Annotated in this window: 27 protein-coding genes and 1 tRNA gene; 17 read left to right on the forward strand and 11 right to left on the reverse strand. The window is 62.9% G+C overall.

Going from position 1 to position 23,864, the window contains the following annotated elements; all coding sequences use genetic code 11:
• The 3 genes from M1E10_RS17020 (at position 1) to sufA (ending at position 2,102) form a co-directional block, all read left to right on the forward strand.
• A complete protein-coding gene (locus M1E10_RS17020) occupies positions 1–1,242 on the forward strand; it encodes a cysteine desulfurase (RefSeq protein WP_499173997.1) in 1,242 nt (413 codons plus the stop codon).
• Between the two features lie 10 nt (positions 1,243–1,252).
• On the forward strand, positions 1,253–1,633 hold the full coding sequence (locus tag M1E10_RS17025) for an SUF system Fe-S cluster assembly protein (RefSeq protein ID WP_029618244.1): 381 nt from the start codon (positions 1,253–1,255) through the stop codon (positions 1,631–1,633).
• A gap of 76 nt (positions 1,634–1,709) precedes the next feature.
• Positions 1,710–2,102 (forward strand): iron-sulfur cluster assembly accessory protein, encoded by a 393-nt coding sequence (gene sufA, locus M1E10_RS17030; RefSeq protein WP_499173998.1) that lies wholly within the window; start codon positions 1,710–1,712, stop codon positions 2,100–2,102.
• Between the two features lie 50 nt (positions 2,103–2,152).
• Here sufA and M1E10_RS17035 read toward each other — a convergent pair whose 3' ends face one another.
• From M1E10_RS17035 to M1E10_RS17045, 3 genes are read right to left on the reverse strand one after another with little or no spacing between them, the layout of a single operon-like run.
• Complete coding sequence (locus M1E10_RS17035) at positions 2,153–3,355, reverse strand: ABC transporter permease (RefSeq protein ID WP_499173999.1); 1,203 nt, start codon at positions 3,353–3,355, stop codon at positions 2,153–2,155.
• Positions 3,345–4,061, reverse strand: a complete 717-nt coding sequence (locus M1E10_RS17040; RefSeq protein ID WP_499174000.1) for an ABC transporter ATP-binding protein — start codon at positions 4,059–4,061, stop codon at positions 3,345–3,347. The genes M1E10_RS17035 and M1E10_RS17040 overlap by 11 nt, the downstream gene beginning before the upstream one ends.
• A gap of 7 nt (positions 4,062–4,068) precedes the next feature.
• On the reverse strand, positions 4,069–5,382 hold the full coding sequence (locus tag M1E10_RS17045) for an efflux RND transporter periplasmic adaptor subunit (RefSeq protein WP_499174001.1): 1,314 nt from the start codon (positions 5,380–5,382) through the stop codon (positions 4,069–4,071).
• Positions 5,383–5,586: 204 nt separating this feature from the next.
• Between M1E10_RS17045 and M1E10_RS17050 the strand changes: the two genes are divergently transcribed.
• Positions 5,587–5,925 carry a hypothetical protein gene (locus tag M1E10_RS17050; protein WP_499174002.1) on the forward strand — a complete coding sequence of 113 codons (339 nt, stop codon included), beginning with the start codon at positions 5,587–5,589 and terminating at the stop codon, positions 5,923–5,925.
• A gap of 62 nt (positions 5,926–5,987) precedes the next feature.
• The gene (locus M1E10_RS17055) at positions 5,988–6,248 is read left to right on the forward strand and encodes a DUF2171 domain-containing protein (RefSeq protein WP_499174003.1); all 261 of its coding nucleotides are present in this window, start codon (positions 5,988–5,990) and stop codon (positions 6,246–6,248) included.
• A gap of 29 nt (positions 6,249–6,277) precedes the next feature.
• Here M1E10_RS17055 and M1E10_RS17060 read toward each other — a convergent pair whose 3' ends face one another.
• The 4 genes from M1E10_RS17060 to M1E10_RS17075 form a co-directional block, all read right to left on the reverse strand.
• Positions 6,278–6,496: a hypothetical protein gene (locus M1E10_RS17060; protein WP_499174004.1), complete on the reverse strand. Its 219-nt coding sequence runs from the start codon at positions 6,494–6,496 to the stop codon at positions 6,278–6,280.
• Positions 6,497–6,521: 25 nt separating this feature from the next.
• A complete protein-coding gene (locus M1E10_RS17065) occupies positions 6,522–6,647 on the reverse strand; it encodes a hypothetical protein (RefSeq protein ID WP_268871296.1) in 126 nt (41 codons plus the stop codon).
• A gap of 122 nt (positions 6,648–6,769) precedes the next feature.
• Positions 6,770–7,798 carry a Gfo/Idh/MocA family protein gene (locus M1E10_RS17070; protein ID WP_499174005.1) on the reverse strand — a complete coding sequence of 343 codons (1,029 nt, stop codon included), beginning with the start codon at positions 7,796–7,798 and terminating at the stop codon, positions 6,770–6,772.
• Positions 7,795–8,778: an MDR/zinc-dependent alcohol dehydrogenase-like family protein gene (locus tag M1E10_RS17075; protein ID WP_499174006.1), complete on the reverse strand. Its 984-nt coding sequence runs from the start codon at positions 8,776–8,778 to the stop codon at positions 7,795–7,797. The genes M1E10_RS17070 and M1E10_RS17075 overlap by 4 nt, the downstream gene beginning before the upstream one ends.
• Before the next feature lie 107 nt (positions 8,779–8,885).
• Between M1E10_RS17075 and M1E10_RS17080 the strand changes: the two genes are divergently transcribed.
• From M1E10_RS17080 to M1E10_RS17120, 9 genes are read left to right on the forward strand one after another with little or no spacing between them, the layout of a single operon-like run.
• Positions 8,886–9,080 carry a hypothetical protein gene (locus tag M1E10_RS17080; protein ID WP_499174007.1) on the forward strand — a complete coding sequence of 65 codons (195 nt, stop codon included), beginning with the start codon at positions 8,886–8,888 and terminating at the stop codon, positions 9,078–9,080.
• A gap of 23 nt (positions 9,081–9,103) precedes the next feature.
• The gene (locus M1E10_RS17085) at positions 9,104–10,210 is read left to right on the forward strand and encodes an NAD-dependent epimerase/dehydratase family protein (protein WP_499174008.1); all 1,107 of its coding nucleotides are present in this window, start codon (positions 9,104–9,106) and stop codon (positions 10,208–10,210) included.
• The gene (locus M1E10_RS17090) at positions 10,207–12,252 is read left to right on the forward strand and encodes an NAD-dependent epimerase/dehydratase family protein (RefSeq protein WP_499174009.1); all 2,046 of its coding nucleotides are present in this window, start codon (positions 10,207–10,209) and stop codon (positions 12,250–12,252) included. The genes M1E10_RS17085 and M1E10_RS17090 overlap by 4 nt, the downstream gene beginning before the upstream one ends.
• A gap of 35 nt (positions 12,253–12,287) precedes the next feature.
• Positions 12,288–13,361 carry a glycosyltransferase family 4 protein gene (locus tag M1E10_RS17095; protein WP_499177214.1) on the forward strand — a complete coding sequence of 358 codons (1,074 nt, stop codon included), beginning with the start codon at positions 12,288–12,290 and terminating at the stop codon, positions 13,359–13,361.
• Positions 13,362–13,363: 2 nt separating this feature from the next.
• Positions 13,364–14,494 (forward strand): CgeB family protein, encoded by a 1,131-nt coding sequence (locus tag M1E10_RS17100; protein ID WP_499174010.1) that lies wholly within the window; start codon positions 13,364–13,366, stop codon positions 14,492–14,494.
• Positions 14,491–15,579, forward strand: a complete 1,089-nt coding sequence (locus M1E10_RS17105) for a CgeB family protein (RefSeq protein ID WP_499174011.1) — start codon at positions 14,491–14,493, stop codon at positions 15,577–15,579. The genes M1E10_RS17100 and M1E10_RS17105 overlap by 4 nt, the downstream gene beginning before the upstream one ends.
• Entirely contained in the window at positions 15,576–16,691 is a 1,116-nt protein-coding gene (locus M1E10_RS17110) for a CgeB family protein (RefSeq protein WP_499174012.1), read from the forward strand. Before M1E10_RS17105 ends, M1E10_RS17110 begins: the two co-directional genes overlap by 4 nt.
• A gap of 12 nt (positions 16,692–16,703) precedes the next feature.
• Positions 16,704–17,738, forward strand: coding sequence for a UDP-glucuronic acid decarboxylase family protein (locus M1E10_RS17115; protein ID WP_499174013.1), 1,035 nt, complete (start codon positions 16,704–16,706; stop codon positions 17,736–17,738).
• Positions 17,739–17,740: 2 nt separating this feature from the next.
• Positions 17,741–18,499 carry a class I SAM-dependent methyltransferase gene (locus M1E10_RS17120; protein WP_499174014.1) on the forward strand — a complete coding sequence of 253 codons (759 nt, stop codon included), beginning with the start codon at positions 17,741–17,743 and terminating at the stop codon, positions 18,497–18,499.
• A 52-nt stretch (positions 18,500–18,551) separates the two neighbouring features.
• Here the strand turns inward: M1E10_RS17120 and M1E10_RS17125 are convergent, their stop codons facing one another.
• Positions 18,552–18,749 (reverse strand): hypothetical protein, encoded by a 198-nt coding sequence (locus M1E10_RS17125; protein WP_499174015.1) that lies wholly within the window; start codon positions 18,747–18,749, stop codon positions 18,552–18,554.
• 258 nt (positions 18,750–19,007) lie between these two features.
• Entirely contained in the window at positions 19,008–19,187 is a 180-nt protein-coding gene (locus M1E10_RS17130; RefSeq protein ID WP_499174016.1) for a hypothetical protein, read from the reverse strand.
• Between the two features lie 194 nt (positions 19,188–19,381).
• On the opposite strand from M1E10_RS17130, the gene M1E10_RS17135 reads away from it, so the two are divergent.
• Complete coding sequence (locus tag M1E10_RS17135) at positions 19,382–20,572, forward strand: IS481 family transposase (protein ID WP_499174017.1); 1,191 nt, start codon at positions 19,382–19,384, stop codon at positions 20,570–20,572.
• Between the two features lie 43 nt (positions 20,573–20,615).
• Here M1E10_RS17135 and M1E10_RS17140 read toward each other — a convergent pair.
• Positions 20,616–20,691, reverse strand: a tRNA-Lys gene (locus M1E10_RS17140).
• A 196-nt stretch (positions 20,692–20,887) separates the two neighbouring features.
• Between M1E10_RS17140 and M1E10_RS17145 the strand changes: the two genes are divergently transcribed.
• Together M1E10_RS17145 and M1E10_RS17150 are read left to right on the forward strand one after the other, a co-directional pair.
• A complete protein-coding gene (locus M1E10_RS17145) occupies positions 20,888–21,637 on the forward strand; it encodes a cytochrome c biogenesis CcdA family protein (protein ID WP_499174018.1) in 750 nt (249 codons plus the stop codon).
• A 42-nt stretch (positions 21,638–21,679) separates the two neighbouring features.
• A complete protein-coding gene (locus M1E10_RS17150) occupies positions 21,680–22,642 on the forward strand; it encodes an AEC family transporter (protein ID WP_499174019.1) in 963 nt (320 codons plus the stop codon).
• Here M1E10_RS17150 and M1E10_RS17155 read toward each other — a convergent pair.
• Positions 22,619–23,821 carry a UbiH/UbiF family hydroxylase gene (locus tag M1E10_RS17155; protein WP_499174020.1) on the reverse strand — a complete coding sequence of 401 codons (1,203 nt, stop codon included), beginning with the start codon at positions 23,819–23,821 and terminating at the stop codon, positions 22,619–22,621. The genes M1E10_RS17150 and M1E10_RS17155 overlap by 24 nt on opposite strands.
• Positions 23,822–23,864 lie beyond the last annotated feature (43 nt).

Genomic DNA, 23,864 nt, shown 5'->3' on the forward strand with positions numbered 1-23,864 from the left:
ATGGACCAGATCACACCAGCGACCGATTACGACGTAGAAGCCATCCGGCGGGATTTTCCGATCCTGTCGCGCGAGGTCTATGGCAAGCCGCTAGTGTATCTGGACAATGGCGCCTCGGCCCAGAAGCCGCAGGTGGTGATTGACGCCATCTCCGACACCTATTCCAGTGGATATGCCAACGTCCATCGCGGCCTGCATTTCCTCTCGAATGCCGCGACCGATGCCTATGAGGCGTCCCGCGAGACTGTGCGCCGCTTCCTGAACGCCGGATCGGTCGACGAGATCGTCTTCACCAAATCCTCGACGGAGGCGATCAACACCGTCGCCTACGGCTGGGGCATGCCGAAGATCGGCGAGGACGACGAGATCGTCATCACCATCATGGAGCACCACTCCAATATCGTGCCATGGCATTTCATCCGCGAACGGCAGGGCGCCAAGCTGGTCTGGGTCCCGGTCGACGAGGACGGCGCCTTCCACATCGAAGCGTTCGAGAAGAGCCTGACGGAAAAGACCAAGCTCGTCGCGATCACGCACATGTCGAATGCGCTCGGTACCGTGGTGCCGGTGAAGGAAGTCTGCCGGATCGCGCACGAGCGCGGCATTCCGGTTCTGATCGACGGCAGCCAGGGCGCAGTCCACATGTCGGTCGACGTGCAGGACATCGACTGCGACTGGTATGTGATGACCGGGCACAAGCTTTACGGACCATCCGGGATCGGCGTTCTCTACGGCAAGATGGACCGGCTGAAGGAGATGCGTCCCTTCCAGGGAGGCGGCGAGATGATCGTCGACGTCTCCGAGGAAGGCGTCACCTACAATGATCCGCCGCACCGCTTCGAGGCGGGCACGCCGCCGATCGTGCAGGCGATCGGGCTTGGCTACGCATTGGACTACATGGACAAGATCGGACGCGACGCGATCGCCAGGCACGAGGCCGATCTGGCTGCCTATGCGGAGGAACGGCTGCGGGCCATCAACTCGCTCCGGATCATCGGCAATGCACCCGGCAAGGGCGCCATCTTCTCCTTCGAGCTTGCCGGCATCCATGCCCACGACGTTTCCATGGTGATCGACCGCCGCGGCGTTGCCGTCCGCGCCGGCACCCATTGCGCCATGCCGCTCTTGAAGCGCTTCGGTGTCACATCCACATGCCGTGCATCGTTCGGCATGTACAATACGCGTGCCGAGGTTGACGCACTTGCAGATGCGCTCGACTATGCCCGTACATTCTTTGCCTGAGGATATTGCCATGGCCGTGGAAGACAGCGAACTGAAATGGGACGCCCGCGAGGGGATCGTCCAGTCGTCGATTCCGCAGGAGGAACTGGCGCGTCTGAGCGATGACATCATCGCCGCCCTGAAGACCGTCTACGATCCCGAGATCCCGTCGGATATCTTCGAACTTGGCCTGATCTACAAGATCGACATCGAGGACGACCGCATGGTCAAGATCGCCATGACGCTGACGGCCCCTGGCTGCCCCGTTGCAGGCGAGATGCCGGGCTGGGTGGAAAATGCCGTTGGCGCCGTCGAGGGCGTCTCCGGTGTCGAGGTCGAGATGACCTTCGATCCGCCGTGGACACCGGAGCGTATGTCCGAAGAGGCGCAGGTCGCCGTCGGCTGGTATTGATCCGTTTACGGGCTGCCCTTACATTCAGTCCAACAACACCGGGCCTTGAACCCGGCTGTAGAAGGAGCATGAGCCGATGGGCTTTGCAGTAATGACCATGACCGAAGCCGCCGCCGAGCGCGTCAACGCGATCGTCGGCAATTCCGGACCGGATGCGAAGGGCGTGCGCGTCGGCATCAAGAAGGGCGGCTGCGCCGGCATGGAATACACTATCGACCTGGTGACCGAGCCGAACGCCAAGGACGACCTCATCGAGCATGCAGGCGCCAGGGTCTGGATCGAGCCGTCCGCCGTCCTCTATCTCCTCGGCACGCAGATGGATTTCGAGATGAGCAAGATGCGCTCCGGCTTTATCTTCGTGAACCCGAACCAGACCTCCGCATGCGGCTGCGGCGAATCCGTCGAATTGAAGCCGGCCGATCTCGCGGCACTTGCCAAGCAGCGCGACGCGCAGTCGCACGCTGGCTGATCGCAACCGCACTCCTCATCCCGTGATCTTTGTCTTAGCGCGTGCTCCGGCTATTCGTGGCGGAGCGCGTCGATCGGGTTGAGCTGTGCCGCACGCCGGGCCGGGAAATAGCCGAAGACGACGCCGATGATGGCCGAGAATGCGAAGGCCACGAAGATGATCATCGGGCTCGTCACGAAGGGCACGTTCAAGAGCGACACGACGCCATAGGCCAGCGAGAGCCCGGTCAGGATGCCGGCCACGCCGCCGAAGATCGACAGCATCACGGCCTCGACGAGGAACTGCGTCAGCACCTGGCGTTCGAGGGCGCCGATCGCAAGCCGGATGCCGATCTCCCGCGTCCGCTCCGTCACCGAGACCAGCATGATGTTCATGATGCCGATGCCGCCGACGAGCAGGCTGACGGCGGCCACCGCGCCGAGCAGTCCCGTCAGGAGCGTCGTGGTGCCGGTCATGGCAGCGGCCATCTGCGACATGTCGGCGACCGAGAAGTCGTCGTCGCGACCGATGCCGATGCGCCGGCGCTCCCGCAGCAGGCTTTCCACATCGGACTGCACCTTGGCCGTCGATACCCCGTCCTGCGCCGAGAGGATGATGCTGGAGATGGTGTTCGTGCCGCCGATGCGCCGCTGGTGCAGCTTCAGCGGCATGATCACCGTGTCGTCCTGGTCGTCGCCCATGCCGGACTGGCCCTTGGCCGAGAGAAGCCCGACCACCGGGCAGGAGATATTGCTGACCCGGATCGTCTGACCGACCGGATCGGCCGCGCCGAAGAGTTCGCGCCGCACCGTCTCGCCGACGATGCAGGCGGCCTGGCCGCGTTCCTCCCCAGGCAGGAAGGTGCGGCCGGCGGCAAGGTCCCAGTCCTGGGCGATGAGATAGTCGTTGGTGGTGCCGATGACGCTCGACGACCGGTTCTCGCCGCCGGCGATGACGGTCGCGGATCCGCGGTTCATCGGTGCGACGGCGCGAAGGCCGGCGATCTGGTCGCGCATGGCCTCCACGTCGCGGTCCTCGAAACGCTTGGCTTCCGTGCTGGCGCGGCCGGGTCCCCATTGTCCAGGGCGCACGAAAAGGGTGTTGGTGCCGAGACGCGCCAGTTCCGATTGAACCTGCGCCGTTGTGCCATTGCCGATCGTCACCATGGCGATGACTGCCGCGACCCCGATCACCACGCCGAGCACCGTCAGGAAGGAGCGCAGCAGATTGCGGCTGATCGCGCGCCAGGCAAGCTTTGCTGTCTCAAAGAACATGTGCCGGCTCCCTTGCCTGAACCTCGTCGCCGGCCAGTCGCCCGTCGACGAACCGCAGAAGCCGTCGGCCATAGGCGGCAATGTCTTCCTCATGGGTGACCATGATGACGGTGATGCCGTTCTCCCGGTTGAGCCGCGAGATCAGCTCCATGATTTCGCGGCTGGTCTTGGTGTCGAGATTGCCGGTCGGCTCGTCGGCGAGAAGGACTGCGGGGTCGGTGACGATGGCGCGGGCGATCGCCACGCGCTGCTGCTGGCCACCCGACAGCTCCTGAGTCGTATGACCTTCGCGGCCCTTGAGGCCCACCTGTTCGAGCGCGAGCTTTGCGCGCTCCCGGCGTTCGCTCACCGCCATGCCGCGATAGACCAGCGGCAGCTCGACGTTCTCGACGGCCGAGGTGCGCGCCAGCAGGTTGAAACCTTGAAAGACGAAGCCGAGCATGTGACGGCGCAGCAGCGTCAGCTGCGTCCGGTTGAAGTTGGTGGTCGGGATGCCCTGGAACAGGTATTCGCCGGACGAGGGGACATCGAGGCCGCCGATGACATTCATCGAGGTCGATTTGCCCGAACCCGACGGTCCCATGATGGCGACAAACTCGCCGGCTTCGATCGAGAGATCAACCCGATCGAGAGCCCGGATCGTGGCTTCCCCGCTTCCGTAGAATTTGGATACCTGACGAAACTCGATGAGGGGGGCCGGAGCCATGGGAGCCTCAGCCATTGCGGGCCGTGGCGTCGCTGATCACCAGGTCGCCTTCCTTGAGCTCTCCCTCGCGCACGACCGTGGACTGACCGTCGGAGGGACCTGTCTGGAGAGCGACGCGCTCGGGGATGCCATTGCGCAGGACCCAGACGCCGCGGTTCGCGCTATCACCGGCCGCTTGGCGATTGCCGCCCATTCTCGGCGCCCGGAACAGACGCGTCAGAACGCTGCCGCTGCTGCGGCCCGCCGCGGCGGGTGGTGAGTAGCGTAGGGCAGCATTGGGGACAAGCAGGGCGTCCTCGACCGACTCTACCACCACATCGGCGGTCGCCGTCATGCCGGGACGCAGCAGCAAGTCGTCGTTGTCGACGGTGAGGATGGCCTTGTAGGTCACGACGTTGGAAACGGTCTCGGAGGCAAAACGCACCGTCTGAATTGTGGCGGGGAAGGATCGCTCCGGATAGGCATCGACGGAAAAGGTGGCCGATTGCCCTTCCTGGACCTGGCCGACATCCGCCTCGTCGACGGCGACCTGCAGCTCCATCCGCCGCAGATCGCCGGCAATCGTGAAGAGGACGGGAGCATTCAGGGAGGAAGCGACCGTCTGGCCCGGCTCGGCACCGCGCGTCAGGATGACGCCGTCGATCGGAGAGACAATTTTGGCCTTGCCGAGATTGACTTCGGCGAGGCGAAGGCTCGCCTCTGCGGATTGGACCGAAGCTTCTGCCACGGCCCGGGAGGCGATCGCCGAATCCTGGGCATAGCGCGCGGCGTCGAGATCCTGCTGGCTCGTGACGTTACGGTCGGCAAGTGCCGTCAGCCTGTCGAGGGTTGTCTTCGTCGAGGCGACATCGGTATCGGCCTTCAACAAGTTGGCGCGAGCGGAGGCCAGCTGCGCGCGAGCATTCTCCAGATCTGCCTGGAGCCGGCTTGTGTCCAGTTCCGCAAGAACTTCGCCGGAGGTGACGGTCGAATTATAGGTAACGTTGACGGCGCGGATCGTGCCTGACTGCTCGCTGGAGATATCGACCTGATCCGTCGGCTGGACCGAGCCGGTCGCCGTGACGATCACCTGCAGGTTGCCGCGCTGTACGGGCTGTGTCGTGTAGTCGAAGGTCGCACCGTCACCCTGCAGGTAGATGTATCCCCCGGCCGCGGCGCCCAGCAGAAGAAGGGCCAGCACGGCAAACTTGAGCTTGCGCCCTCGTGGCTTGCGACCCTGATCGGTGAGAATGGCGGCAAGATCTGGAACGCTGCCTGCCTGCTTGCTGGCAATGTCGGTCTCGGCTTTCACTTGGCTTTTTCCTCTTTCGACAGTTACCATAGCGTCTGAGATCGGATGGCCTCTGCGCCAGATCAAGTGGGCTGTCGTCCCATGGGGTCTGCCATCGCATGCGGCCGCGGCAAATCCAACTTAAACTTCTGTAACTAAAGGTCCGACACGGGCTAAGTCCTTGGTCGCGGGAGCTTGCCAGTGTCTTGCTTCCTGCTATGGAACAGTGTCCGATCATGGGCAGGAGACTCTCACGTGAACAAGCTTACTGTTGCTGCCGTCACCACACTGGCGGCCCTCTTGGCATCTGCAGTTACATCCCAGGCAGAAGATCTCGTCTTCAAACTGACCAATTCTACCAGCTCCACCCTTGAGCGTTTCTACACGTCTCCGACCGGGGTCGATCAGTGGGAAGATGATGTCTTCGGACAGGACGTCCTCAGCCCCGGCGACAGCATTGAAATCACCATCGCCGATGGACGCAGCGTCTGCGAGTACGACATGCGGTTCGAGTTTTCCGAAGACTCCGATCTGGACACCACCGAAGACACGCAGAACCTGTGCAAGATGGGTTCCTACGAAATTCACGAGTGATACAGATCAACCTGCATCCAATCATCTCCTCGTACGTTTAATCCGTGCGAAAGGAGATCCACATGATTGATTCAGGACTCATCAAGGAACACGCGAAGGTCATCGGAGCTGACGGCGTCCCCATCGGGACGGTCGATCGCGTCGAGAATGGCCGCATCAAGCTGACCAAGGCAGACGCCGGCGAAGGCCACCACAAAGGCCATCACCATTTCATTCCGCTCGATCTGGTGGCGGACATCGAAGGTGACAATGTCAGGCTCAGCGCCAATGGCGACGTCGCCGTGATGCACGAGGAAGAAGAAAGCGGCAATACCGTCTTCTGACAAAAATGCCCCGCAGTGCGGGGCATTTTTCATTCAATCCGGGTGGTCTCTTGGTCAGGCGACGGCACGCCGAACCTCTCCAGAAGAAAGGCCGTCTCCGCCGGAGGGCCTGCAAGCCGCGCAGTCTTGTCAAGAGCGCCGATGCTCGAAGGCCACAGGAATACAGTCACCACGTAGATAGCCATCGCCAGCACGAATGTCAGTATGATTTCTCTTTGGTTCATCGCTGATCCTCCTGCACCGGTCATGGATGTGCTCTCCAGCCCAGCGTCATTAGTTCTCGGCAGACATCTCCATTGGAGAGGCCATCAGGTCGGACTCTCCGATCGACCGGTCCACATATTTGAACGCAAGAATACTCAAGACCGAGGCAAGCATAACGACGAAGATGATCCGCATGTGAAACTCCTTAAGCCCACATAACACGCAGTCTGCGAAGTGGTTCCTGGGATGCTGCCATGCATTCATTACCTATCGACACGGTCGTCATAGGGATGGGACCTCGTGGTCGTCCAGGAAACTCATCCGGCCTGATAGATGCGGTCGATCACCTCGGCTGTCGTGATGAATGCCTCGCAGGCAGCGTCATACCGCCCGCCGGACCGCAACCGTTCTGCCCAATCTGCTGCCGCGCGGCCACCCCAGTCGTCAGGTGGATCTATCAGCAGTTCGCGGCTCGTGCCGTGGAACCGCTCGGCCGTGAAGTCGTAGAAAGACCCTTGCGTATTGGTCATTTGGGCCCCACCAGCGGTGCCATAGAAGGTTGCGCCGATGATCGCATCGCAGCCGGCCTGCAGGCGCCAGGAACAGGTCAGGCGCACCACGGTGCCGGTCGAAAGCTCGATGGTGGCCGTCGCGAAATCCTCGACCTGTTCGGCCGTCCCGCTGATCCGCTGTCCCTGATGAAAGAGTTGCGAGGTGACCTTCGCCACTTCGGGGAAGTCCAGCGACCAGAGAGCCAGATCCGCCAGGTGGATGCCAAGGTCCATGACGCAGCCGCCACCGGACAGCGTCTTGTCATAGAACCAGGGCTTGTCGGGGCCATAGGCGTTGTGGAACACCAGATCCACGGCGAACACCTCGCCAAGCTCTCCGGTCTTCAGCAGGCTGCGGATCTGACGCATGCCTTCGGTGTGGCGGTAGGACAGATCGACCCCGAGCAGGCGGTCTGCGCCGCGTGCGGCGGCAACCACTGCTTCGACTTCACCCGCATTGCGGCCAAGCGGCTTCTGGCAGAAGACGGCAACGCCGGCCTCCAGTGCCTGGATCGATTGTGCTGCATGTTGTGCGCTTGGCGTCGCGATCACCACGCCGTCCAGATCCAGCGCCAGAAGTTCCTCCAGGCCGCCGACCACCTTGGCGCCGGGAGCAAGCTTTTGCGCCTCCTCAGCCATGTCCGGGGAGGGATCCGCAACCGCAACAGCCTCGGCTGCACCTGAGGCGAGAATCGCCTCCATGCGGTGGCGACCAATCCAGCCGACGCCGAGGAAACCCAGCCGCGCCGGTTTGGTGGTCGCAGGGAGCTCAAGATCTGCAATCATCTCGTTCATTTGTAGGTCACCAGAGCCTTGAGAAATCCGTCCGGGCGATCGCGGGTCGCATCCAGCGCCGCGTCGAGCCGCTCCAGAGGAAAGCTGTGCGTGTAGAGCGAGGAGGGGTCGAGCCGTCCGGCCACGACCGCATCGACCGCGTCACGGATGCCGCGGATGTATTCTGCGGGGTCGCGCTCATGGGCATTGATGACCTCGATGCCGCGCCAGTTCCAGAGCTGCATGTTGACCTGCCGCGCACCGTCCTGGTGATAACCAGCGACGACCAGCCGTCCGCGTTCCCGGGTCAGTTCGGCGGCGAGATCGAGCGGCCACTGCTTGCCGACTGCTTCGATGACGCAGTCGCACATCGTTTCGCCGGTGAGCGCCTTCACCTCCTCGATGATCTGCCAGTGATCCTCCATGGGAATACGGTGTGCCGCACCCATCTGCTGCGCGACGTCGAGCGAATAGGGTCGGCGCGAGATGGCGATCACGCGTGCGCCCGCCGATGTAGCAAGCTGCGTCAGCAGCGCCCCGAGAAAGCCGATGCCGATGATGGCGACCGTCTGCCCGGCCTTGATCTCGCTGCGGCGAAAGATGTTCATGGCGCAGCCGAGCGGTTCGCCGGGAAACGGCTGCCCGGCCAGCGCGGCGGGAAGAAGCACGACCTTGTCGGCATCCGCCACGTCGTGGGTCGCATAGGCGTGAAAGGAGAGGGCGGCAACGCGGTCGCCGAGCTTCAAGCCCTGGACGTCCTCACCCACGGCGTCGACAACGCCCCAGCCTTCATGCCCGAGCCCGCCGGGCTCGGTCGGGAACTGCATCCACTCCGGCCCCGCCCAGGGCGTCAGATTGGACGCGCATACGCCGCAACCTTCGAGCCTTATCCTAACTTGTCCTAAACTGGGTTCGGGAAGGGGCAGGGTCTCGGTTACCATCGTACCGGGTCCGGTGATGATGGCGGCATCCATCATGAGGCCAGCATCCGGCATCGTCATCACATTCATCCTGAAATTTCTCCATCGTCTGGAACCGGCTGCCCTCTCGCCAACGACAGGCAGCTCTGGACGCTAACTATGGACCTGCCGGAGAGTTCCTGAAGAAGATGAAGAAGAAGCTCGCTGGGTGCCGGGAACCGTGGGCGATACTTTGCATTTTATTCCGTCGATTAAACAGTGATCCCCATCAACGGGTTCCCGCTTACAGCGCATCGGTTGTTGATGAAGACATTGATGACAAAGATGTTGTTGAAGAAGGAACTTTTGGTCGGGGCCGCTGTTCGAAGCTCACATTACAGTGATGTTCCAGCAAAGAGTAATCAGAATGTCGACAATTCTTGTAACCGGCGGCTGTGGCTTTATCGGCCGCCACGTGGCCGAAGAGCTTCTTGCGGCGGGCTACCAGGTCCGTATCCTCGACGCGATGATCGAGCAGGTTCACGCGGACGCCGAAGCCGAGGTTCCCGAGCAGGCCGAAGTCATCCGCGCCGACGTGCGTGACAAGGAAGCGGTCAGCCAGGCACTCGTCGGCATCGACGGTGTGATCCATCTAGCTGCCGAAGTCGGCGTCGGCCAGTCAATGTATGAAATCGCCCGCTATGTCGGCGGCAATGATCTCGGGACGGCAGTCCTCCTGGAGGCGATGATCGGTCTGCCGATCCGGCGCATCGTCGTTGCATCCTCCATGAGCGTCTACGGAGAGGGGCTGTATGCTACCGACGGCGGCACGACGACCGGTTTCATCCGCCGTAAGCCGGAACAGGTGAAGCAGGGGCGCTGGGAGCCGATGGATCCAAACGGCGAGACGCTCACACCGATGGCGACCGACGAGGACAAGCCCGTCGACCTGGCGTCGATCTACGCGCTGACGAAATACGCTCAGGAAAAGCAGGTGCTGATCTTTGGCGAAGCCTACAACGTTGAGGCTGTAGCGCTTCGCCTTTTCAACGTCTTCGGCGCGGGGCAGGCGCTCTCCAATCCCTATACCGGCGTGCTTGCCAATTTCGCGTCTCGGCTTGCCAACGGGCAGCCGCCGACGATTTTTGAGGACGGTCAGCAGCGTCGCGATTTCGTGCATGTCCGTGATGTCGCCCGTGCCTTCCGGCTCGCGCTGGAGCAGCCGAGCGCCAACGGCCATGTCATCAATATCGGCAGCGGACAGGCCTATACGGTGGAAGAGGTGGCAAACCTGCTTGCGGACGCCATGGGCGTGCCGGAGATCAAGCCCGAAATCATGCACAAGGCCCGCTCCGGCGATATCCGTAACTGCTTTGCAGACATCTCCAAGGCCCGCGACCTGCTGGGCTTCAAGCCCCAGTACAAGCTCGAGAATTCCCTTGGACCCTTCGTCGAATGGGTGCGTACGACCGGTGCCGTCGATCGCGGTGCGGAAATGCGCCGCCACCTGGAAGAGCGGGGCCTTGTATCATGAAGATATCCGGATCTGCAGCCTCTGAGAAAATAGCAGCGAAGAAGCAGTTCGGCTTCGTCGAATGGTTTCGTCCGGGAGAATACGAGCGCACCGAAGAGATCTTCCCTTCCATCCTGGCGAGCGGTGCAAGCCATCTTCGAACCCATCTCTCCTGGGCCGAATATCTGGCGCCGGGCGGCGAGGAGTGGTTCGACTGGCTCATTCCCAAGCTCGGCTCGCAGATAGATCTTCTCCCATGCGTGCATTACACACCGCCGTCGATGTCCCGCACGGGACGGTCCTCAGGCGCGCCGCAGGACCTGAAGTCCTATGCCGATTTCATCGACCATGTGCTGACGCGCTACGGCCAGCACTTCCGTCACATCGAGTTGTGGAACGAGCCGAATAACCTGCTCGACTGGGACTGGCGCGAGGACGGCGATTTTCAGCTGTTCTGCGAAATGGTGGGTGGCGCTGCATACTGGGCGCAGCAGCGCGGCTTCAAGCCGGTACTCGGCGGGCCGTGCCCCTTCGACCCCTTCTGGCTGAACCTGATGGGAGAGCGCGGCGTCCTGGGCGTTGTCGATGCGGTCGGCTTCCACGGATTTCCCGGCACCTGGGACAGCGAGGAGGGCAGCTGGGGCGGCTGGGACATGCATCTCGGCGAGATGCGCCGCATTCTGGATCGCTACAACCCTCAAACCGAAATCTGGGTGACAGAAACCGGATATTCCACCTGGCGCAAGGACGAGACCGAGCAGGTGCGCCGCTTCTCCCATGCCCTCGATGTGCCTGCCGACCGCATCTATTGGTATTCATGGGCAGACGTTCCGCCCGATATTGCTGTCCAGGAGGGCCTCTGGTTCGATCCAAGACATTATCATCTCGGCGCGGTGACCCACGACCGGCAACCCAAGCTGCTGGCGCGCTTGCTGATGGAGGGCGGTGTCGATCGCGTCCGCGAGGTGACCGCTCTTCCCACCCCCAACATCGCCAATGGCGCGGCCCCGATCGTCATCACCGGCGGCAGCGGCTTCATCGGCTCAAATCTCGCTGACAGCTTCCTGAAGGACGGCGAGGATGTTGTCATACTTGACAACCTGGGACGTCCCGGCGTCGACCAGAACCTCGCATGGCTCCGGGATCGCTATGGCGACCGGGTTCATCCCTATCTTGCCGACATTCGCGACATGCGCGGGATCGAGGATGCCTTCACGGATGCCAAGGCCGTCTTTCATCTGGCCGCCCAGACCGCGGTCACCACCAGCCTGGCGCATCCGATTGACGACTTCGAGGCCAATGCCCGCGGCACGGTGAATGTGCTGGAGTCCGTCCGCAAGGCGGACACGAATGCGCCGGTCATCTTTGCCAGCACCAACAAGGTCTACGGCGCGCTCGAAGACATCGCGATGCTGGAGCTCGACGACCGCTACATTCCCGCAGACGAGGCGGTCCGCGCGCATGGCATCGACGAGCAGCGACCGCTTTCCTTCTGCACGCCCTATGGGTGCTCCAAGGGGGTCGCCGATCAGTATGTCATCGACTACGCCAAGTCCTACGGGATCCCCAGCGCCGTCCTCAGGATGAGTTGCATCTACGGTCCGCGGCAGTTCGGCACCGAGGATCAGGGATGGGTTGCCCACTTCCTGATCCGCGCGCTCGCCGGAGAGGAGATCTCGGTCTACGGCGACGGCAAGCAGGTCCGTGACATCCTTCACGTCGATGATGCCGTTGCTGCCTACCGCGCCGTCCTGGCCTCGATCGATGGTCTGAAGGGCAGCGTCTTCAACCTCGGTGGGGGCCCTCACAACTCCGTAAGTCTTCTTGGCGTCCTGCGCGAAATCGAGAAGCTCACCGGGCGTCCGTTGCAGACGGCGTTCGGGCCTTGGCGTGCCGGTGACCAGGCCTTCTTCGTCGCTGATACCCGCAAGCTCGAAAGCGAACTCGGCTGGCAGGCCAAGGTGCGCTGGCGCGATGGCATGCGCCATCTGGCGGAGTGGCTCGTGGAGAATCGCTTCGGCGGAGAGCCGAGCCTCAGCGACAAAAGGAGGGTTCCGGCGTGATACCGGCGCCATCCCTGACGGGCCTGCTGCTGTTGATGACCGTGGATGCCATTGGCGGCGTATGGCGCTATGCAATGGATCTCGCCACCGAGCTAAAGGGCTTCGGTGTCGAGACCGTTTTCGTCTGTCTGGGGCCTGCGCCCACAGAGCAGAAGGTCCGAGAAGCCCACTCGATCGGTCGCCTTCTGGTTCTGGACGCTCCGCTTGATTGGCTTGTCGAAAACCCTGAAGCCCTCTCCGGATTGCCCTCGATCATCGCGGATCTGGGCCGGCGGGAGCGGGCGGACCTGCTCCATCTGAACCTGCCGTCCCAGGTCGCAGGTCTGGAGACGGATATTCCGGTCCTCACCGTTTCGCATTCCTGCGTCGTCACCTGGTTTGCAAGCGTCCGGCAGTCGCGCGTACCCGAGGCCTGGGAATGGCAGCTTGATCTCAATCGGTCAGGCTTCCGACGCGCCGATGCGGTCGTATCTCCCAGCCGCAGCCATGCGGAGATGCTCGAGCAGGCCTACGGACCGATTCCGAATCTTCAGGTCGTCCATAACGGCAGCCGGATCGAGAACGAGCTGACGGACAAGCGGGACATGATTTTTGCCGCCGGACGCTGGTGGGACGACGGAAAGAACGGTGCGGTTCTCGATGCGGCGGCGCATTCCTTGGAGTGGCCGCTCATCATGGCCGGTTCGAACGCCGGACCGAGCGGTCAGCATCTGCCCATTGTCCACGCTTCCCACCAGGGGGAGCTCACCCACGACGAGACGGTCGCCCTGATGAGAGAGGCAAAGATCGTTGTGTCGCCGTCGATCTATGAACCCTTCGGGCTGGCACCGCTGGAGGCGGCTCGCGCGGGCGCGGCTCTCGTCCTTTCCGACATTCCGACCTATCGGGAGCTCTGGGATGGCTGCGCGCTGTTTGCTGATCCGCGCGATCCTGAGGCCTTCCGGTCTGCCATGTCGCGGCTGTCCGCGGACGCGGGTCTGAGGGCGACACTGGCGGTGAAGGCCTACGAGCGCTCGTTGCGCTTCACCATCTCTGCCCAGGCGAGAGCCATGACCGCAATTTACGAGCAACTGGCCAACCGAAGCATAACCCTGAAGGCTGCGGAGTAGACATGCGTTTCATCTTCTATACCCATTCCCTGGTCTCCGACTGGAATCACGGCAACGCCCATTTCCTGCGCGGCGTGATGCGAGATCTCATCCGCCGCGGCCATGAGGCGCTAGCCCTTGAGCCGGAAGGAGCCTGGAGCCGCGACAATCTGGTGCGCGACCAGGGAGAGGGGGCAATCGACCGCTTCCACGCAACGTTCCCTGATCTCCAGTCTGAGGTTTATGGGCAGGATTTCGATCACGGTGCGGCGCTTTCCGACGCCGACGTGGTGATCGTCCATGAGTGGACCGAGCCCTCGCTGGTCGAGCAGATCGGTCGGATCCGTCGGGCCGGGGCGAACTTCACGCTGCTCTTTCACGACACCCATCACCGCGCCGTTTCCGCGCAGGACGACATCGAAGGACTTGATCTTGCCGACTACGACGGGGTGCTGGCTTTTGGCGAGACGCTGCGCGAGCGCTACCTGAAGGCCGGGTGGGGGCGCAATGTCTTTACCTGGCATGAAGCCGCGGACATGTCGCTCTTCAAGCCGATGCCGGAAGTGGAGAAGACCGGAGACCTCATCTGGATCGGCAACTGGGGCGATGATGAACGCACGGCTGAGATCGCGGAGTTCCTGGTGCGGCCCGCTAAGGATCTGGGGTTGGACGCGACCGTGCGCGGCGTCCGTTATCCCGACACGGCGCTGGCGGCGCTGGAGAATGCCGGCATCCGCTATGGCGGCTGGATCGCCAATGCCGATGCGCCACGTGCCTTTGCTGAGCACAGGGTGACGATGCACATCCCGCGCCGGCCCTATGTCGAGAACCTGCCGGGTATTCCAACGATCCGCGTCTTCGAGGCATTGGCCTGCGGCATCCCGCTGATCTCCGCGCCATGGGACGATGCCGAACAGCTCTTCCGACCGGGCACCGACTTTCTGGTTGCGCGCAATGGCGACGAGATGAAGGACCGCCTGAAGCAGATCCTTGCCGATCCCCAGATGGCGCGGGAACTCGCCATATCGGGTCTGGAAACGGTGAGGTCGCGCCATACCTGCCGACACCGCGTCGATGAACTTCTCGCGGTGCTCGGCGAATGCGGCACGCAGCGCGTGGTGCACAAGCTCGAAACAGCGGAGGCAGCAGAATGAAGATCGCCTTTTACGGTTCAAGCCTCGTGTCCGCCTACTGGAACGGCGCCGCAACCTACTATCGGGGTCTCCTGCGGGCGCTGGCCGAGAAGGGCTACGACATCACCTTCTATGAGCCCGACGTCTACGACCGCCAGAAGAACCGCGACATGGACCCGCCGGACTGGTGCAAGGTCGTCGTCTACGAGGGTACGGTCGAGGCCCTGAAGGCGGTCACCGCGCAGGCCGGCGGAGCCGATGTCGTGGTCAAGGCGAGCGGAGTCGGGTTCGAGGACGACCTGCTGCTGGCGGAAGTCCTGCGCAACGCGAGCAGCGACGCGCTGAAGATCTTCTGGGACGTCGACGCTCCTGCCACGCTGGCGGAGGTTCGCAGTGCTCCCGATCACCCGCTGCGCCATGCCCTGGAACAGTTGGACCTGGTATTGACCTACGGCGGCGGCGATCCCGTGGTCGATGCCTACCGCGCCATCGGGGCGAGGGACTGCATCCCGGTCTACAATGCGCTCGATCCGCAGACGCATCATCCGGTGGCGGCAGACCGGCGCTTCGGAGCCGATCTCGGCTTTCTCGGCAACCGGCTGCCGGATCGCGAGGCTCGCGTCGAACATTTCTTCCTGGAGCCCGCATCGCGCCTTCCCGGCCAGACGTTCCTGCTGGGCGGCTCCGGCTGGCAGGACAAACCGATGTCGAACAACATCAACTACATCGGCCATGTCTCGACGCGGGATCACAATGCCTTCAACGTCACGCCCAAGGCGGTGCTCAATATTTCACGGGCCAGCATGGCGGAGAACGGTTTTTCGCCCGCTACCCGGGTCTTCGAGGCGGCTGGCGCCGGCGGTTGCCTGATCACCGATCACTGGGAGGGCATCGAGCTCTTCCTCAAGCCCGACGAGGAAGTCCTGGTGGCCCGTGACGGCCAGGACGTGGCCGACATCCTGGCCGGATTGACCGACGAACGGGCCGACAACATCGGACGCGCCGCGCTGCAGCGTGTTCTCGGGGAGCACACCTATGCCCACCGTGCCGAGGCCGTGGATGCACTCTTCACGAGCCATGCGCAAAAGAGGGAGGCCGCGGAATGAGCAAGCCTCTGGATATCGTCATTCTCGGCCTGTCGCTTTCCTCCTCCTGGGGCAATGGGCACGCGACCACCTTTCGCGCGCTCTTGCGCGGACTTCACGAGCGGGGGCATCGTGTCCTGTTTCTCGAGCGGGATGTGCCCTGGTATGCCAGCCAACGCGATCTGCCGAACCCGGATTTCTGCGATCTGCAATATTACGCCAGCATCGACGGCCTGATCGCCAGCCATGCCGATCGTATCCGGCAGGCGGATGCGGTCATCATCGGCTCCTATGTGCCAGAGGGCGTTGCGGTCATCGACGCGGTGGCGGCGCTTTCGCCGCAGCGCCTCTGCTTCTACGACATCGACACGCCAGTGACGCTTGCAAAGCTCGACGCGGGTGACGAGGAATACCTGGCACGGCGGCAGATCCCGCAGTTTGACGCCTACTTTTCATTTTCAGGCGGCGAAGTGCTGGATCGGCTGGAGAAGAATTACGGCTCCCGCGCTGCCGTTGCGCTCTATTGCTCCGTCGACGCCGATCGCTACGGCAATACCGGCGAGCCGCACCAATGGGACCTCGGCTACCTCGGCACCTACAGCCTTGATCGTCAGCCGACGGTGGAACGGCTGTTGATCGACGTCGCCCGCCGGCTGCCGGACAAGCGGTTCGTCGTCGCCGGCCCGCAGTATCCGGGAGACATTGACTGGCCGCAGAACGTCGATCGCATCGATCATCTGCCGCCGGCCGAGCATGCCTCCTTCTACAGCCGCCAGCGCTTTACCCTCAACGTCACGCGTGCCGACATGATCGCGGCCGGGTGGTCGCCGAGTGTTCGCCTGTTTGAAGCCGCCGCCTGCGCAACGCCGATCATCAGCGACCACTGGCGCGGCCTCGCCGAACTCTTGCCGGACGGAGAGGCGATCATCATTGCCGATGGCACAGATGACGTGGTGGCGGCGCTGTCGCAGATCGACGACAGCCGGCGACAGGAACTTGCGGCCAACGCCCGCAGCCGTGTGCTGGCGGATCATACGGGGCTTGCCCGGGCACAGGACCTGGTGGCGGCGCTTCTGGCGCTGCAGCCGCAGGCGAGGGTGGAACAACCCGGCCAACACCGCATTTCGGCATAGAGGAAAATACACATGCTCCAAAGGACGGGTTCAAAACAGTCGGGAACGGCGCTGGTGGCAGGCGGAGCCGGCTTTGTCGGCTCTCACCTCTGCGACGCACTGCTGGCGCGCGGACATCGGGTGATCTGCGTCGACAGCTATCTGACGGGGTCGGAGACCAACGTCCGGCCGCTGATGAACCACCCCGGCTTCAAGATGATCGAGCAGGACATCTGCGACAAGCTCGTCTCCGAGGAGCCGATCGACTACATCTACAATCTCGCATGCGCTGCTTCCCCGCCGCAGTACCAGGCCGATCCGATGCATACGATGATGACCTGCGTCGTGGGAACCGGCAACCTCCTGACGCTTGCCGAAGAGCAGGGCGCCTCCTTCCTGCAGGCCTCCACCAGCGAGGTCTACGGCGATCCGGAGCAGCACCCCCAGCGCGAGGACTACCGTGGAAATGTTAATTGCACCGGCCCCCGGGCCTGTTACGACGAGGGCAAGCGGGCAGCCGAGGCCCTTTGCTTCGACCTTCTGAGGATGGGCCGCGTCGATGCCCGTGTCGCCCGTATCTTCAACACCTACGGTCCGCGCATGCAGCCGAACGACGGCCGCATCGTCTCCAACCTGATCGTGCAGGCATTGTCCGGCAGGCCCATGACCATCTATGGCACTGGCGAACAGACCCGGTCCTTCTGCTATGTCAGCGACCTCGTCGAGGGGCTGATCAGGCTGATGATGGTCTCGCCCAATCCGGACGCTCCCGTCAATCTCGGCAATCCCGGTGAGTTCACCATCAATGAACTGGCCAAAATGGTGCTGGAAATGGTGCCCAGCGCGGGCGGGCTCGTTCAGCATCCCCTGCCCATGGACGATCCGCAGCGCCGACGCCCTGACATTTCGCGCGCAAAGGAGCTTCTGGACTGGGAGCCTGCCGTGCCTCTGACAGAGGGCCTGCAGCAGACGGTCGACTGGTTTGCCGGCAGCCTGCCATCGGAGGCAGGAGGTCCGGCGACCATGACGGAGAACACAGCAACAGCACACACGAGCATGAGGGTCTGAGTATGGACGCACAGAGCAATCGCGGGAAAGACCTGAGGCAGCAGATCGAACGACTGGGTCCCTGGTTCCAGAACATGCGGATCGGCGGCGTTCAGACGGCGCCGGAACATTTCCTTGGGGACTATCCAAGCTTCAAATGGCAGGGGTTCAAGCACATCGTTCCCGATGACCTCGAAGGGCGAAGCGTTCTCGACATCGGCTGCAACGCCGGCTTCTACACGATGGAAATGAAGCGGCGAAACGCCGGCCGGGTGGTTGGGATCGATTCCGATCCGCACTACCTCAATCAGGCGAAATTCGCCGCGGAGCACGAGGGACTGGACATCGAGTATCGTCAGATGTCGGTCTACGAGGTGCCGAAGCTGAAGGAACGCTTCGATCTGGTGATCTTCATGGGCGTTCTCTACCACCTGCGCCACCCGCTGCTGGCGCTCGACCTTCTCTACGAGCATGTGGTCGATGACACGATGCTGTTTCAATGCCTGCAGCGCGGCGCCGAAAGCATCCCGGACCTGCAGGAGAACTACGATTTCTCAGAACAGGCGATCTTCGGCCAGCCTGACTATCCAAAGCTGTTCTTCGTCGAAGAGCGCTATGCGAGCGACCCGACCAACTGGTTTCTTCCCAACAAGCCGGCGATGGAAGCGATGCTGCGCAGCTCCGGCTTCGTGATCCGCGAAAACCCGGAACCCGAAGTCTATCTTCTCGGGCGCGGCCAGCGCCATTACGCAGTCGAGCCGCCGTCCTTCGTGGCGGGCTGAAGCAAGCTCGTTCCTTCCGCGCTTGGAGGGAAGTTTCCGGACGAGGGTCCGGCTATCCGACCATGGTCGTCAGATGATGCTCGCTGCGGATGCCATGTGCGAAGAGATCGACCAGTACCGCCGCCATCTGTTCTGCATCCGGACTGCTCTTGGAAAGGCTCCGGGTCGTGCAGATGCTGTCGAAGACCCGCTGAAGCATTGCGAGTTCGATCGGATCGACGGGGTCGTGCCTGTGCGAACGGTTTGACATGACATCGATCATGACCGGCGGGACCTGAATTGAGGATGAATGAGGGGTGGAACGCGCGGCGGGGTTGCAAGCCACATCGAGAAAAAGATGATGCCGCGCGTTCCGGCGCTCGGGAAGGGTAAGCGCGGAAATACAACGGCTTTCCGGTCGCAATGTTCCATGCCACCAATGCCTCGGTCAGAGACGGAAGAGCGCTGCGGCGCGTCCCGAGCAGCGATATCCGCAGCATGCGAAAAGCCGGAGCATCCGGTCGCAGCATCAATGCAGGTCGAGCCGCATCTGGATCTGGATCCCTTTCGGAATTGTCGGCCGCTTGAGCATGGCGATCTGGATTCGCTCGAACGCCTGGGTGCGCTCGCGCTCCTGCCGCTCGCGCCGTGCCCGCGACGCGGCAACGGCGGCCATGGCCCGTTCAATGACTTCCTCGGTGCGGTTCATCGATGCCTCGCTTCACTTGTTCTCTTTTTGTTCTCATAGGGAGCGAGGAAAGTCAATAGGCGGAGTGAACAACCGATTCGCTGCGGGAGACTTGGACAGGAGGCTTTTGGGGCTTGTGGGTGAGTGACCCGAGACATAGGTGACGTTTTGTACCGGACACATGGGTAACACTTTTCGCTTTGCGGGAGGTGTTGATGCCGTGGAGAGAGTGTTCGGTGATGGAAGAACGTCTACGCTTCGTGGCTCGTCTTCTCGATGGAGAAGGCATGAGCGATGTGTGCCGCCAGTTTGGCATATCGCGCAAGACTGGCTACAAGATCTGGGATCGCTATCGGCAGGAAGGGCTGGAGGCGCTCACCGACCGCTCGCGCCGCCCGGTGCGCTACGCCAACCAGTTGCCCGCCCAGATCGAGCAGTTGATCGTCGAGACCAAACGCAACAAGCCGCATTGGGGCGCCCGCAAGATTAGAGAGCTCCTGGTCAGGAAGCTGGCCGGCGACATGCGCATTCCGGCGAAGTCTACGGTGCATGCGGTGCTCGACCGGCACGGCCTCGTGAGCCGCGCCCGCAAGAGGCGAACGGCGAACAAGGCGGCAGGCACGGCGCTGTCGCAGGCCGCCCTGTCCAACGATCTGTGGTGCGCCGACTTCAAGGGAGAGTTCAAGCTTGGCGACGGCCGATACTGTTACCCCTTGACGGTAACGGACCAGGCCTCGCGCATGATCCTCTGCTGCGAAGCCCTTGAGAGCACGAAGGAGGCTGCAGTCATCGAGACCTTTGTCAGCCTGTTCCGGGAGCGCGGCCTGCCAGCCGCCATCAGGAGCGACAACGGCCTGCCCTTCGCCAGCCCCAACGGGCTCTACAACCTGTCGAAGCTGTCGGTGTGGTGGCTGCGGCTCGGCATTGCGATCGAGCGCATCAAACCCGGTCACCCACAACAGAACGGCCGCCACGAGCGCATGCACCGCACCCTGAAGCAGGAGACGGCGCGTCCGCCGGGCATGAACGCCCTGCAACAGCAGGACCGCTTCGACCAATTCGTCAGCGAGTTCAACGAGGAACGCCCCCATGAGGCTATCGGCATGAAAACACCCGCCGAGCTCTATACGCCCTCGTCGAGAGCCTATGAAGGCCTGCCAGACGTCGAATACCCCTTCCACGACAGGGACGTCCTCGTCACCGCCTGCGGACGCATCTGTATGGCACGAAAGAAGATCAACCTCTCCACCGTACTCGCCGGTCAGAGGCTAGGCATCAAGGAGGTCGACGACGGCATTTGGCTCGTCAGCTTCATGCACTATGATTTGGGTTACATCGACCTGGAACAGAGAACCTTGCAGACCATCGACAACCCGTTCGGCACGAGGTTGTCACCCATGTCTTAGGTACAAGCTGTTACCAATGTCTCCGGGCTGTACAGGGGGATGATGGTGAGAGCGGTGGGACTCGAACCCACGACCAACAGATTAAAAGTCCGTTGCTCTACCAGCTGAGCTACGCTCTCCCAAGGCAGGAGAAGGCCCCCTGCGGAAGTGCGCGGAACATAGGCAGAGGTCCGCTCCGGGTCAATCGGAAAAAAGGGGAAAATTGCGGCGGAACGACGCGCTGGCGCCAGAGCGCGAAAAGGTGATTGGCATCAGGGCCTGCACGTGATCTAGGCAGGCGCAGAGGGCGCCCGGTCCCGAAGCTGGAGTTGCGTGTTGTCGATTGCTGAAATCTCGCTGTTGAGCGCTTTGCTCGCCGGGGCGCTGTCCTTCCTGTCGCCTTGCGTGCTGCCGCTGGTGCCGCCCTACCTCTGCTACATGGCCGGCATTTCGGTCGACCAGTTCCGGGGCGAGGGGCCGTCGGTGGCCATCGTCAACACCAGGCGCGCCGTACTCACGGCCGCAGTCTTCTTCACGCTGGGATTTGCGACCGTCTTCGTGGCGCTCGGGGCAGGGGCATCGACGATCGGCGTCATCCTGCGCCAGCATCTCGATCTTCTGTCGAAGATCGGCGGGCTGATCATCATCATCATGGGACTGAATTTCCTCGGCGTCTTCCGTCTCGGCATTCTGGCGCGCGAGGCGCGCTTTCAGGGCGGCGGCAAGCCGGCGACGCTTTCGGGCGCCTATGTCATGGGGCTTGCCTTCGCCTTCGGCTGGACACCCTGCATCGGCCCGGTGCTGGGTGCCATCCTCGGCGTGGCGGCCTCGCGCGAGACGGTCGGGGACGGGGCGCTGCTGCTGGCCATCTATTCGCTTGGCCTGGCGGTGCCCTTCTGGATCGCGGCGGGCTTTTCCGGTGCCTTCATGCGTTTCCTCACCCGCTTCCGGCGCCATCTCGGGGCCGTCGAGAAGATCATGGGCGTTCTTCTCATCCTCACCGGGCTTGCCTTCATCTTCGGCTTCGTCAGCAGCGTCGCCATCTGGTTCCAGCAGACCTTTCCAATCCTGATGCAAATCGGCTAAGGCGAACCCTCGCTCCGGCGAGGCGTTTGATGGGGAAGAACCATGGCCGACATTGTCGCACTGCTGCTGCCCTTCTTCGGCCTCATCCTGGTCGGCTATCTGGCGGCGCGGGTGACGAAGCAGCCGGCCGAAGCGCTCGGCTGGATGAACACCTTCATCATCTATGCGGCCCTGCCGGCGCTGTTCTTCAAGCTGGTGTCGCGCACGCCCATCGAGGACTTGGCGCGGATCGACTTCATCGTCGCCGACATCGCAGCCACCTATCTCGTCTACGGAGTTCTCTTCGGCTTTACCTATCTTGTGCGGCGCGCGAGCTTCGGCGATGCCACGATCCAGTCCTTTGCGGGCGCCTACGGCAATATCGGCTATATGGGACCGGGCCTGGCGCTGCTCGCCTTCGGGGAAGCCGCCGCCGTGCCGGTCGCCCTTATCGTGTGCTTTGAGAACGCCATGCATTTCATCGTCGCACCGGCCATGATGGCTGTTGCCGGTGGCGACCGGCGCCCGCCGCTTCAACTGGCCGGCGAGGTGCTGCGCAAGGTGGCGCTCCACCCCTTCATCGTCTCGACAGCATTGGGTTTCGTCGTGGCGGCCAGCGGGGTCGCGGTCCCGGTGGCCGGTCAGCGGCTGGTGGATTATCTCGCCCAGGCGGCGGCCCCTTGCGCGCTGTTTGCCATGGGCGTGACGCTGGCACTTCGGCCGCTGAACCGCGTGCCCGTCGAGATCGGGTATCTCGTCATCGCCAAGCTGGTCCTGCTGCCGGCCACCGTCTATGTCGTCCTGTCGCTCACGGGCGATTTCGATCCGGTCTGGGTCTACTCGGCGGTGCTGCTCGCGGGGCTGCCGACGGCCACCAACGTCTTCGTCATCAGCCAGCAATATGGCGTCTGGCAGGAACGGGCCTCGGCAACCGTACTGATCACGACGGTACTGTCGGTGGTGACGCTGCCAATGCTGCTCTATCTGATCACGACGGGACTGCTACCGCCGGATCTCTTCCCGTAGCGAACCGACAAAGGCGCGGAGGCCGCGACCCGGCTCCACCCCTTCGCGCATCATCAGATTGCGAAGCGGCGGCACGGCCGTCAGCAGATGCAGGCCGGCGGCCCGCACCATCTGTACCGGCAGGAAATCCGAAAGCAGCGACCGGTTGAGCAGATCGACGCCGAGCGTCCGGCTCATGATGTCGGCGCGACGGCGGCGGTTGAAGCGGTCGCCTGCGTCGGACGGAATGGCGCGATCTGGCGCGGCCGTCAGGATCTCGACGAGCTCGATGACATCGCGCAACGACAGGTTCAGGCCTTGGGCTCCGATCGGCGGAAAGGCGTGCGCCGCTTCACCGACGAGCGCAACGCGTGCCTTGCCGAAGCGATCTGCAATCAGGCTGGAGAGCGGCCAGGACTGCGGATCCGGCTCGACGGTGACTTCCCCCAGCATTGACTGCATGCGGGTTTCCACCTCCACCGACAGTTCCTGCGGCGACAGCGACAGCAGACGCTCCGCCTCCTGGGGCTTCACCACCCAGACGAGGCTGGACCGCTGGCCGGGCAGCGGAACCTGGGTGAAGGGACCGGATTCGGTGTGGAACTCCGTGGAGACGTTGCCGTGCGGCAGGCTGTGCTTGAAATTGAGAACGACGGCCGTCTGCGGGTAGGCCCAGCGACGGGTGCCGATGCCGGCACTCTCGCGCACCTTGGACGCGCGGCCATCGGCGCCGATCACGAAGGAGGCGGTGATGGTCTCAGCGTCTTCGAGCGTCAGCAGCGCCTGATCATCGGAAAAAGTGATGGCGGCGAGCGGCGTGCTGACCCGCGTCAGGTTTGCCTCGCTGTCCACCGCTGCCTGCAGCGTTTCGTGAAGCGCCCTGTTGGGAATGTTATATCCGAAGGCATAGAGCCCCACCTCGGCAGCGCGAAACTGCGCCGTCGGTGCGCGAAGCAGCCTGTCGGTGCCGTCGATGATCTGCATGACGGAGAGGGGAGCCGCACTCGGTGCAATCGTGTCCCAGAGACCGAGACGCTGCATGAAGCGGATGGACTGGTCCATCAGCGCCGTCGTGCGCTCATCGCCATTTGCCGGACCGGGAGCGACGAGCAGAACCTTGCGGCCGCCCCGCGCCATGGCCAAGGCTGCGATGGATCCAGCCAGACCACCGCCAATCACGGCAATTTCATAATGCTGCATGTCTCAATCCTCGTCGGCAAAAGGTTCTGCGCTATGTAGAGCC

This window comes from Rhizobium sp. PK7-22, assembly GCF_056530405.1.

Bases quoted from the DNA above. Each gene is read 5' to 3' on its own strand.
- M1E10_RS17020 (WP_499173997.1), top strand. From the start codon at position 1: ATGGACCAGATCACACCAGCGACCGATTACGACGTAGAAGCCATCCGG.
- M1E10_RS17025 (WP_029618244.1), top strand. From the start codon at position 1,253: ATGGCCGTGGAAGACAGCGAACTGAAATGGGACGCCCGCGAGGGGATC.
- sufA (WP_499173998.1), top strand. From the start codon at position 1,710: ATGGGCTTTGCAGTAATGACCATGACCGAAGCCGCCGCCGAGCGCGTC.
- M1E10_RS17035 (WP_499173999.1), bottom strand. From the start codon at position 3,355: ATGTTCTTTGAGACAGCAAAGCTTGCCTGGCGCGCGATCAGCCGCAAT.
- M1E10_RS17040 (WP_499174000.1), bottom strand. From the start codon at position 4,061: ATGGCTCCGGCCCCCCTCATCGAGTTTCGTCAGGTATCCAAATTCTAC.
- M1E10_RS17045 (WP_499174001.1), bottom strand. From the start codon at position 5,382: ATGGTAACTGTCGAAAGAGGAAAAAGCCAAGTGAAAGCCGAGACCGAC.
- M1E10_RS17055 (WP_499174003.1), top strand. From the start codon at position 5,988: ATGATTGATTCAGGACTCATCAAGGAACACGCGAAGGTCATCGGAGCT.
- M1E10_RS17060 (WP_499174004.1), bottom strand. From the start codon at position 6,496: ATGACCGGTGCAGGAGGATCAGCGATGAACCAAAGAGAAATCATACTG.
- M1E10_RS17065 (WP_268871296.1), bottom strand. From the start codon at position 6,647: ATGCGGATCATCTTCGTCGTTATGCTTGCCTCGGTCTTGAGTATTCTT.
- M1E10_RS17070 (WP_499174005.1), bottom strand. From the start codon at position 7,798: ATGAACGAGATGATTGCAGATCTTGAGCTCCCTGCGACCACCAAACCG.
- M1E10_RS17075 (WP_499174006.1), bottom strand. From the start codon at position 8,778: ATGACGATGCCGGATGCTGGCCTCATGATGGATGCCGCCATCATCACC.
- M1E10_RS17080 (WP_499174007.1), top strand. From the start codon at position 8,886: ATGAAGAAGAAGCTCGCTGGGTGCCGGGAACCGTGGGCGATACTTTGC.
- M1E10_RS17085 (WP_499174008.1), top strand. From the start codon at position 9,104: ATGTCGACAATTCTTGTAACCGGCGGCTGTGGCTTTATCGGCCGCCAC.
- M1E10_RS17090 (WP_499174009.1), top strand. From the start codon at position 10,207: ATGAAGATATCCGGATCTGCAGCCTCTGAGAAAATAGCAGCGAAGAAG.
- M1E10_RS17095 (WP_499177214.1), top strand. From the start codon at position 12,288: ATGACCGTGGATGCCATTGGCGGCGTATGGCGCTATGCAATGGATCTC.
- M1E10_RS17100 (WP_499174010.1), top strand. From the start codon at position 13,364: ATGCGTTTCATCTTCTATACCCATTCCCTGGTCTCCGACTGGAATCAC.
- M1E10_RS17105 (WP_499174011.1), top strand. From the start codon at position 14,491: ATGAAGATCGCCTTTTACGGTTCAAGCCTCGTGTCCGCCTACTGGAAC.
- M1E10_RS17110 (WP_499174012.1), top strand. From the start codon at position 15,576: ATGAGCAAGCCTCTGGATATCGTCATTCTCGGCCTGTCGCTTTCCTCC.
- M1E10_RS17115 (WP_499174013.1), top strand. From the start codon at position 16,704: ATGCTCCAAAGGACGGGTTCAAAACAGTCGGGAACGGCGCTGGTGGCA.
- M1E10_RS17120 (WP_499174014.1), top strand. From the start codon at position 17,741: ATGGACGCACAGAGCAATCGCGGGAAAGACCTGAGGCAGCAGATCGAA.
- M1E10_RS17125 (WP_499174015.1), bottom strand. From the start codon at position 18,749: ATGTCAAACCGTTCGCACAGGCACGACCCCGTCGATCCGATCGAACTC.
- M1E10_RS17130 (WP_499174016.1), bottom strand. From the start codon at position 19,187: ATGAACCGCACCGAGGAAGTCATTGAACGGGCCATGGCCGCCGTTGCC.
- M1E10_RS17135 (WP_499174017.1), top strand. From the start codon at position 19,382: ATGCCGTGGAGAGAGTGTTCGGTGATGGAAGAACGTCTACGCTTCGTG.
- M1E10_RS17150 (WP_499174019.1), top strand. From the start codon at position 21,680: ATGGCCGACATTGTCGCACTGCTGCTGCCCTTCTTCGGCCTCATCCTG.
- M1E10_RS17155 (WP_499174020.1), bottom strand. From the start codon at position 23,821: ATGCAGCATTATGAAATTGCCGTGATTGGCGGTGGTCTGGCTGGATCC.